Source organism: Geminicoccus flavidas (assembly GCF_009806515.1).
Classification (GTDB): Bacteria; Pseudomonadota; Alphaproteobacteria; order Geminicoccales; family Geminicoccaceae; genus Geminicoccus; species Geminicoccus flavidus.
Genome location: NZ_WUJP01000440.1, coordinates 1 through 9040, shown reverse-complemented (window position 1 = coordinate 9040; position 9040 = coordinate 1). Strand labels below are relative to the sequence as shown.

Here is a 9040-nt window from a genome sequence, read left to right as displayed (position 1 = left end):
GCCAGCTCGATCGGCACCAGCCCCATCGCCTCCAGCGCGCGCACCGCTGAGGCGCGGTTGGCGCCCTCGACGTCGCCGCTGGTCATCTGGCCGGCCGCAGTAAGCGCTCGGTAGCGGAACGATGCCATCCGCTCAGAACTCCTCGGTGGCGCGCAGCACCTCGTCCAGTGTGGTGACCCCGGCCATCGCCTTGGCCACGCCGTCCTGGAACATGGTGGTCATGCCGCGCGACATGGCATGGGCCTGCAGCGCCTGGCTGGGGGCCCGCTCGCGGATCAGGCGGCGGATCTCCTCGTCCACCTCAAGCATCTCGAAGATGCCGACTCGCCCGACGATGCCGGTGCCGTTGCACTGCTCGCAGCCATCCGCGGCGAACAGGGTGATGGCGGTGTCGGCCGTGCCGAAGCGCGTCAGCACCGCCGCCTCCTCCTCGGTGGGCGGATGAGGGCGCCGGCAGTTCGGGCAGAGCTCGGCCACCAGGCGCTGGCCCAGCACCCCGCGCAGCACCGATGCCAGCAGGAAGGGCTCGACCCCCATGTCCAGGAGCCGGCCGACCGCACCCGCGGCACTGTTGGTGTGCAGGGTGGAGAGCAGCAGGTGGCCGGTCAGCGCGGCGTTCACCGCGATGTCGGCGGTCTCGCCGTCACGGGTCTCGCCGACCATGATCACGTCCGGATCGTGCCGCACCACGCTGCGCAGGATCCGGGCGAACCCTAAGTCGATCTCCGGCCGGACCTGGATCTGGGTGACGCCTTCCACTTGATACTCGACCGGGTCCTCGATCGAGATGATCTTGTCCGTCACTGCGTCCAGCTGGCGCAGCGAGGTGTAGAGGGTCGTGGTCTTGCCGCTGCCGGTGGGGCCGGTCACCAGGAACATGCCGTGCGGGGCGGCGAGCTGGCGGCGGATCGCCGCCTCGATCGCGGCCGGCATCCCGAGCTCGACGAAGCTGGGTGCGTCCTTGTCGGTCTCGAGCAGGCGGATCACCACGCTCTCGCCATGGACGGACGGTGCGGTCGCAACGCGCAGATCGAAGCGGCGCTGGTCGACCACCACGCGGGCGCGGCCGTCCTGGGGCAGACGCCGCTCGGCGATGTCGAGCCGCGCCATGATCTTGATGCGCGAGATCACCGCCGCCGCCAGCCGTGCCGGGGGTGCTCCGATCTCGCGCAGGCGGCCATGGACGCGGAAGCGCACGCGCAGGCGCTCGCGGGTCGGTTCGACATGTATGTCCGAGGCGCTCATCCGCACCGCGTCCGAGAGCATCTGATTGACGAAGCGGATGACCGGTGCCGCCTCGGCCTGGTGCTCCAGGCTCTCCTTGTCGTCCGGCATCTGGTCGAGCAGGTCGCCGCCGGCCGCAGCCCGGCCGATCTCGTCCAGCGACGGCGCCTCGGCGCGGACCGACTTCGCGATCGCCCGCTCCAGCTCGTCATAGGCCATCACCACCGGCACCACCCGGCGCCGCGTGGCGATCGCCACCGCACGCATGGTGGCGTTGTCGGTGGGATCGGCCATCGCCAGCCAGACGGTGCGCTCGTCGTGGCGGATCGGCAGGGCACGGTTGGCCTCGAGGAAGCGCGCGGCGAGCTGGCCGCTGAACAGCTGCTCCTTCGGCACCGCATCGCCGGTAACGATCTCGACATTGTAGAGCTCGGCCACCGCACGGGCGAACCCGGCGGGCGTCATCAGGCCGCTCTTGGCCAGGAGTGCTGGCAGAAACTCGCCGGCACCGTTCGACTGCTCGCGCAGCCGGGCGATGTCGGCCGCCACGAGCCGGCCGGATTCAACCAGGCGTGTCAGTATGAGGTCCATTTCTGTCTCTTCCCGGCAACACCGTCCGGCAGGTGATACCCGGCCTGGGCTATCCCGCGTTGATTTATATGGTCTGCCCGATCACACGACCGCGTGTCAAAGCCGTGACGTGTCCTGCCGTGACTTGACGCGGCGGAACGTGACCGGCACTACCATTGGTGGAGACGGCCAGGTTGAAGCCGGGGGGGGTGGAACTGGTCGCTCCTGCACCCATGACACGGTTGAAAACCAGACGGACAATGATGCCGAACGTGGCCAAGAATCGTGCGAGCCGAAAGCTTGTACGTAATCTGCTGTACGTAAGTCTCGCGACATTGCTCGTCAGCTGTGCTTCCGACCAGGCTGGTCGGCAGGCTTCGATCACCGATCGGGTGCGTGACCTCGACTTTGCGCCGCCGCCCGAGGAGCCGGCGCTGTCCCAGCAGCCGCTGGATCTGGGCGTGAGCCGGGGCGCACCGCCGCAGGCGCGCATCTACCGGGCCGAGGATACCGCTCAGCAGCGTCCGGCTTCGCCCGGCGCCGTCGTCAGCCCGGACGGGGCCGGCGTGCAGCTCAATTTCGAGGGTGCCGACCTGCGCGAGGTGGTGCGCACCATCCTGGGCGACGTGCTCCAGGTGAACTACACGGTGGATCCCGCCATCCAGGGCTCGGTCACCCTCTCCACCTCGGCAGCAATCAGCCGCGAGGACCTCCTGGCCACGCTCGAGACCGTGCTGCGGCAGAACAACGCCGCGCTGGTGCAGGAAGGCGGCGGCTACGCGGTCGTCCAGATGCAGAACGCGGTGGGCCGGGCAGGCGTGGCCCAGCTCGGCGATTCGCCGACGCGCATCGAGCCCGGCTACGGCGTCACCATCATTCCCCTGCGGCATGTCCCGGCCATCACCGCCCAGGAATTCGCCCGGCCGCTGATCGCCAACCCGGACGACCTCCGGATCGACATGTCGCGCAACCTGATGCTGGTCAGTGGCACCGCCCAGGAACGGCAGACCGTGGTCGACACGATCGCGGATGTCGACGTCGACTGGCTGGCCGGCCGCTCGGTCGGCATATTCCCGCTGCAGAACACCACGCCGGAAGCGATCATCCCCGAGCTGGAGGCGATCTTCGGCGTGCGCGGGGCCGCCGCGGCGCAGGACTTCACCGCCTATGAAGGCATGCGCTTCATCCCGATGCAGCGCCTGAACGCGGTCCTGGTCGTGTCGAGCGACACCGAAGGGGTCGAGCGGGCGCAGGACTGGGTGAGCCGGCTGGATGCCGGCAGCAGCGTCGGCACCCAGCTCAACATCTACCAGCTCCAGTACACGCCGGCCGCGGCTATGGCGGCGACGCTGGCCGCGGTGATCGCGGAAGGCGGTGGTGCGCTCGGCCAGCCGCTCGGCACCACCCAGGCGCCCGGCAGTGCCGTGGACAGCGGTCAGGTGCCGAACGTCGATACCGGTCAGCAGCCGGACCTGGCGCTGGCCGAGGCGGCACAGCTCGACTTCGGCGGTACCGCCGCTTCCGGCTTGGCGGGCCCGCAGGGGCTGCAGCAGGTGAAGATCGTGCCGAACGAGACCAACAACACACTGGTCATCCGTGCCACGCCCGACATGTACCGCATGATCGAGGCGACCGCCCGGCGGCTCGACACCCCGCCGGGCCAGGTGGTGATCGACGCCACCATCGCCGAAGTGCAGCTCAACGACCGCCTGCGCTACGGGGTGCAGTATTTCTTCGAGAACGGCGATTTCCGGTTCGGCTTCGTGTCCGGGACGACTGCCCGGCCGCGCAACACCTTCCCGGGCTTCAGCTTCCTGTTCAACAGCGGCAACGACCAGATCATCGCGCTCGATGCCCTCTCTTCGGTCACCGACGTGCGGGTGATGAGCGCGCCGACCCTGGTGGTGCAGGACAACAAGGAAGCGTCGCTCAACGTGGGCGCGGAGGTGCCGGTCACCATCCGGCAGGCCGAAGCCGACGAAGCTGATTCCCGCACGGTCAACACGATTCAGTACCGTGAGACCGGCGTGATCCTGACGGTGAAGCCGCGCATCAGCGGCAACGGGTCGGTGGCATTGGAAATCTCCCAGGAGGTCTCCAACGTGGTCCAGGCGGAATCCGAGGAGCAGAACCTCACGCCCACCATCAACCAGCGCAAGATCCAGACCGCGGTGTCGGTGCGTTCCGGCCAGACCGTGGTGCTGGGTGGCCTGATCGAGGACGGCGAGGAGCGCCAGCGCAGCGGCATTCCGCTCCTGTCCGATCTTCCCGGCATCGGCGACCTGTTCGCCAGCAACAACCGGGTCGGCCGGCGCACCGAGCTGATCGTGTTCCTGACCCCACGCATCGTGCGCGACGCGCAGGACGCGGCGACCATCAGCCGCGAGATCCGCGATCGGATGCGCGGGATCACCGGCGGCTTCAACGCCAACCCGATCGTGCCGGGGCCAGTCGAACGCGGCACGATCCGCGGACTCGGCCCGGATGCGTCGCGGGCACCGGAAGGCGCCGGCAGCCAGGTTCGCGGCTGAACCGGCTCCTCCTGATCGCTGCCGTCATGGGTGCCGCCGGCGCCTGTGTCGGCAGCTTCCTCGCCACCGTCGCCCGGCGCTGGCCGCAAGGTGCCGCCGCTGCCTTTGCCGGCCGCTCGGCCTGCGACCATTGCGGCACGACGCTGCGGGCCCTGGACCTGGTCCCGATCGTCAGCCGCCTGTTGCTGCGCGGCCGCTGCCGCCATTGCGGCGGGCCCGTCCCGCTGCTGGAGACCTGGGTGGAGCTGGCCGCCGCCCTAGTCGCGATGGCCGTGGTGCTGCTGACCGGCCCTTCGAGCTGGCCGTGGCTCCTCCTGGCCGGCTGGCTCCTGGTGCTGCTGAGCGCTGTCGACCATCTCCACGGCATCCTGCCCGACCGCCTGAACCTGACCCTGTTCCTGGCGGGCCTGCTCTCGCTATGGTTCGACCCGGCGGCACCGCCGCTGTTGGACGCGCTGTTGGGCGGGCTGATCGCGGCCGGCGCGTTCGCCGCCATCGCCCACGGCTACGAGGCAGTGCGCGGCCGCAGTGGCCTAGGCGGGGGTGACGTCAAGCTGATGGGCGCGCTCGGCCTGTGGGTCGGGCTGGTGCAACTGCCCTGGGTGGTGGTGCTGGCCGCAGGCGGCGCGCTGCTGGCCGCCCTGCTGCAGGGCCGCGGCCGCTTCGATGGCGGACGGGAGATCCGGTTCGGGCCCTGGCTCGCCGCGGCCGGCTTCGCCATGGCCCTGCTCGGCCGCTACTCGGTCATGGACGGATCGAGCATGTAGTCGTCGACCCCGCCGTCCAGCGGAACGGGCGGCATCTCCTCCTCAGGTAGCGGCTCCTCGTAGTCCTCTTCCTCGCCATAGTCGGGAATGCCCTCGTCGGGCGCGGGCGAGGTGACCGGCGGCGCCGCCCCGGACGGGCCGAACACCACGACCCGGCTGATATGCTCCCGGTCGCCAATCCGGTCCATGAAGATGGCGCGGTCGTGGCCGGCCAGGATCCAGTTCAACAGTTCCAGCGCGCTGCCGGTGCGGCTGCCGGTCAGGCGCGCCTCGCTCGGCCGCACCATCCGCACCGTGAAGCCGAATCGCTCGCTCAGCGCGCTCATCGCCTCCTGCAGCGGGGTATCCTCCAGGTCGAGCCGGACGCCGTCCGGCTGGTCCTCGATCGCGACGGACTGGGCGTGGGCGGGGGCCGCATGGAGCGCAGCACCCAGGAGCAGGGCGAACAGGAGGAGGAGCCGCAAGTGCAGAAAATCCCCTGGTGGAAGCGTTGGTGCTTGGCTCTATAGCCGCCCCGGCGGGTCGTTGGAACCAGTCCAGGGTGGGTGCCCCGCGGCCGGCTTGACAAGGCCCGCAATGCTGGCGGACAGGGGCTTCGCCCCACCTGCCAGACCGGAGGCGATGCCAGCCATGATGCGCCTCTACCTCGCCACCGGCAGCTCGGTCGAAGTCATGCAAGGTGTCTGCGACGAGGCCGTCCGCAGCCGGGTGATCTGGATCGACCTGCTGGAGCCCAGCCCGGCCGAGGTGCGGTTCGTCGAGGACATGCTGAGCATCGACGTGCCCACCCGCGACGAGATCGTCGAGATCGAGGCGTCCTCGAGGCTCTACGAGGAAGCCGATGCCCATTTCATGACCGCGATGCTCCTGTGCCGCGCGGACAGCGAGAGCCCGGAGCTCACGCCCGTCACCTTCATCCTGGTGGGGCCGAGGCTCGTGACCCTGCGCTATGCCGACCCGCTGCCGTTCCGGACCGCCGCCTCGCAGATCCAACGCAACCCGCTCGCCTGGAACTCGGGCGAGACCGTGTTCGTCGGCCTGCTGGAGGCGATCGTCGACCGGCTGGCCGACATATTGGAGGCGATCGGCGCCGATCTCGACCGGGTCAGCAGGGAGGTGTTCACCACTGATGCCAAGGAGGCGGCGCGGCAGGCGCGCGACTACCGCCAGCTCCTGGCGCGGGTCGGCCGTGACGGGTTGATGATCGGCAAGTCGCGCGAGAGCCTAGTGAGCCTCGGACGGCTGGTCGCGTTCGTGACGACTGCCTTCAAGGCCAAGGACCGCAAGGGCCTGCAGACCAGGATCAAGACGATCAGCCGGGACGTCATCTCGCTCTCCGACCACGCCTCCTTCCTCACCAACAAGGTCACCTTCGCGCTCGACGCCATTCTGGGTCTGGTCTCGATCGAGCAGAACGGGATCATCAAGATCTTCTCAGTCGCCGCCGTGGTGTTCCTGCCGCCCACCCTGGTCGCCAGCATCTACGGCATGAACTTCCAGGTGATGCCGGAGCTCGGCTTCGATTTTGGCTATCCGATGGCGCTGGGGCTGATGGTGATCTCGGCGGTGGCGCCCTACCTCTATTTCAAGCGCAAAGGCTGGCTCTGAGCGTTCAGCCGCCGACCGTAAGCGTCACCCGCTCGCCGGCCCATACCGTGCAGTTGTAGGCGAGCGGCTCGCCCGCGGCACTTTGGTCCAGCGCCTCGGTCACCAGGACCGGCCGCTCGCGCGGCTGCTGCAGGTCCTGCGCCTCCTGTGGCGAGGGCAGGCGCGCATGGATGCGGGTCCAGGCACGCCGGTAGTCGGCCTGACCTGCCTGGGTGAACAGGGCGGTGATCGAGGGATCGGCCATGAGGGCCGCGAAGGCATCGGGAAAGCGCCCGGTGGCGAGAAAGATGGTGCCGAGTGCCAGCGGCAGGCCGTCCGCCGAGGCCACGGTCCGGTGGCGCAGGCCAGCCGCCCCGGCCGGCACGCCGAGTAGTGCCGCAACCGTCCCGTCCAGTGCGATCCGGTCGAGCGCCAGGGTGACGCGGGACGGCAGCCGGTCGCGGCTCGCAAGATTGGCCGAGAACCGGGTCCGCGTGCCGATCGGATAGTCGATGGGCGGACGGTCGACGAAGGTGCCGCGGCCCTGCTCGATGCGCAGGATGCCACGCAGCGCCAGGGCCTTGACCGCATGGCGCACGGTGTGCCGGTTCACCCCGAACCGCTTGGCCAGCTCGGGCTCCGGAGGCAGCCGCCCGGACGGGCCGAAGGCGCCGGCCAGGACGGCCTGCTCCAGGGCACTCTCGATCTGCCGCCACAGCGCGACACCCTGGCCGCGGGCGAGGCTGCCGGGCTTGGCAGCGGGCGGTGCCGTGATCGGGTCGGGCAGTGGCGAAGACAAGCGCTGGGCGTCCTGCGGGCTCGGGCAGATGCGGGGCGAAGCTAGGCGGGGCAAGGACCGGCCGTCCAGCCCGGGACCAAGGGCATTCGTCATGATCCGGTCACGCCCAGGTCGTTTACATCTGCCGGCGATCGGCTACCTTCTCTAGAAGATTCATCTAGACGTTTAGACCATGACAGAGCTTCCTCCCCTGCGGGCGCGCTGGCTGCAGGCCCTGGCGATGGCCAGTGACGCCGAGGCCGAACGGTTCGGCCAGAGCTTCGGCGTCGACGATGCCCAGTTCGAGCTGCTGCGCGCCCCGGAGGTGGGGCTGGTGATGGCAAGAGGACGGGCCGGCGGCACCGGGGCGGCCTTCAACCTGGGCGAGGTCACGGTCACCCGCTGTGCGGTCCGCTCATCGGATGACCGGGTTGGCATCGGCTGGGTGCAGGGCCGCCGGCCCGAGCGCGCCCGCCTAATCGCCCGCCTGGACGCCCTCCTTCAGTCGGCACCATCCCGGGCGGTGGACGCGGCGGTGGCGGAACTGGAGGCAGCACTCGCCGGGCGGCGCGCCGCCACCGCGCGCAAGGCCGCGGCCACCCGCGTCGAATTCTTCACTCTGGTGCGCGGGGAGGACTGAGCCGATGGGCAGGATCGCGGCGGGCCTGGCGGATCCGGTGCATGACGCGCAGATGCAGTTCCGTGACCTGCTCTGGGCGATGAGCCGGCCGGGCTCGGTGGTGGTGCTGCGCGGCGGGCTGCCGGCCCCTCCGGAGCCGCTGGTGCCCGCTGCCTATGCCTTGCTGCTGGGCCTGGTCGACGGGGACAGCCCGGTCTGGCTGGATGGCGACCATCCGGATGCCAGCCAGTCGATCCGCTTTCATACCGGCGCCAGGACCGTGGCGGAGCCCGGGCAGGCGGCGTTCGCGGTGGTCACCAGGGCGTCGGGCCTGCTGCCGCTGGAGCGCTTCGCCCAGGGCAGCCACGACTATCCCGACCGGAGCTGCACCGTGATCCTCCAGGTGGATCATCTGGCCGCCGGTGCCGGGCTGAAGCTGCGCGGTCCGGGCATCGCCGGCACGGCCCGCCTGGAGATCGGCGGTGCGCCCCCCGACCTCGTCCCAGGCCTGCAGGCGAACCGCCGGCGCTTTCCCCTGGGCGTGGATCTCGTGCTAGCGGCCAGGCGGTCGATCTCCTGCCTGCCGCGCAGCACCGACGTGGAGGCCTGAGCCATGTATGTCGCGGTCAAGGGCGGCGAGCAGGCGATCCGCAACGCGCACCGCTGGCTCGCGGAGGAACGCCGCGGCGACCCGGACCTGCCGGAGCTGGATCCCGCCCAGCTGCGCGAGCAGCTGGCGCTGGGCTGCGACCGGATCATGAACGAAGGCTCGCTCTACGATCCGGATCTGGCTGCCCTGGCGCTCAAGCAGGCAAGGGGCGACACGGTGGAGGCGGCCTTCCTCCTGCGCGCGTTCCGCACCACCCTGCCGCGCCTCCTCAGCTCCGTGCCGGTCGAGACGGCTAGCATGCGGGTGACGCGGCGGGTCTCGGCAACCTTCAAGGACATCCCGGGCGGCCAGATC

At 70.0% G+C, this 9040-nt stretch carries 9 protein-coding genes; 6 read left to right on the top strand and 3 right to left on the bottom strand.

Annotated features, from left to right (window positions below; all coding sequences use genetic code 11):
* Positions 1-132: 132 nt before the first annotated feature.
* Positions 133-1815 carry a GspE/PulE family protein gene (locus EQG76_RS12405; RefSeq protein WP_159713761.1) on the bottom strand — a complete coding sequence of 561 codons (1683 nt, stop codon included), beginning with the start codon at positions 1813-1815 and terminating at the stop codon, positions 133-135.
* A 371-nt stretch (positions 1816-2186) separates the two neighbouring features.
* Here EQG76_RS12405 and gspD point away from each other — a divergent pair, with 371 nt between their 5' ends.
* Positions 2187-4325, top strand: a complete 2139-nt coding sequence (gene gspD, locus EQG76_RS12400; protein ID WP_159713759.1) for a type II secretion system secretin GspD — start codon at positions 2187-2189, stop codon at positions 4323-4325.
* A 26-nt stretch (positions 4326-4351) separates the two neighbouring features.
* Positions 4352-5092: a prepilin peptidase gene (locus tag EQG76_RS12395; protein WP_159713757.1), complete on the top strand. Its 741-nt coding sequence runs from the start codon at positions 4352-4354 to the stop codon at positions 5090-5092.
* Here EQG76_RS12395 and EQG76_RS12390 read toward each other — a convergent pair.
* On the bottom strand, positions 5062-5556 hold the full coding sequence (locus EQG76_RS12390) for a hypothetical protein (protein ID WP_159713755.1): 495 nt from the start codon (positions 5554-5556) through the stop codon (positions 5062-5064). The genes EQG76_RS12395 and EQG76_RS12390 overlap by 31 nt on opposite strands.
* 166 nt (positions 5557-5722) lie before the next feature.
* Between EQG76_RS12390 and EQG76_RS12385 the strand changes: the two genes are divergently transcribed.
* Entirely contained in the window at positions 5723-6700 is a 978-nt protein-coding gene (locus tag EQG76_RS12385) for a magnesium transporter CorA family protein (protein ID WP_159713753.1), read from the top strand.
* Positions 6701-6704: 4 nt separating this feature from the next.
* Here EQG76_RS12385 and phnF read toward each other — a convergent pair whose 3' ends face one another.
* The gene (phnF, locus tag EQG76_RS12380; protein ID WP_159713751.1) at positions 6705-7478 is read right to left on the bottom strand and encodes a phosphonate metabolism transcriptional regulator PhnF; all 774 of its coding nucleotides are present in this window, start codon (positions 7476-7478) and stop codon (positions 6705-6707) included.
* A gap of 172 nt (positions 7479-7650) precedes the next feature.
* Here phnF and phnG point away from each other — a divergent pair, with 172 nt between their 5' ends.
* The 3 genes from phnG to EQG76_RS12365 all read left to right on the top strand — a co-directional run.
* Positions 7651-8097, top strand: coding sequence for a phosphonate C-P lyase system protein PhnG (phnG, locus tag EQG76_RS12375; RefSeq protein ID WP_159713749.1), 447 nt, complete (start codon positions 7651-7653; stop codon positions 8095-8097).
* Positions 8098-8101: 4 nt separating this feature from the next.
* Entirely contained in the window at positions 8102-8686 is a 585-nt protein-coding gene (gene phnH / locus EQG76_RS12370; protein WP_159713747.1) for a phosphonate C-P lyase system protein PhnH, read from the top strand.
* A 3-nt stretch (positions 8687-8689) separates the two neighbouring features.
* Positions 8690-9040 (top strand): carbon-phosphorus lyase complex subunit PhnI (locus tag EQG76_RS12365; protein WP_200840768.1); only part of this gene is annotated, 351 nt, incomplete at its 3' end.

Coding starts and splice junctions, on each gene's coding strand:
- EQG76_RS12405 (WP_159713761.1), bottom strand. CDS start 1,815: ATGGACCTCATACTGACACGCCTGGTTGAATCCGGCCGGCTCGTGGCG.
- EQG76_RS12395 (WP_159713757.1), top strand. CDS start 4,352: ATGGGTGCCGCCGGCGCCTGTGTCGGCAGCTTCCTCGCCACCGTCGCC.
- EQG76_RS12385 (WP_159713753.1), top strand. CDS start 5,723: ATGATGCGCCTCTACCTCGCCACCGGCAGCTCGGTCGAAGTCATGCAA.
- phnG (WP_159713749.1), top strand. CDS start 7,651: ATGACAGAGCTTCCTCCCCTGCGGGCGCGCTGGCTGCAGGCCCTGGCG.
- phnH (WP_159713747.1), top strand. CDS start 8,102: ATGGGCAGGATCGCGGCGGGCCTGGCGGATCCGGTGCATGACGCGCAG.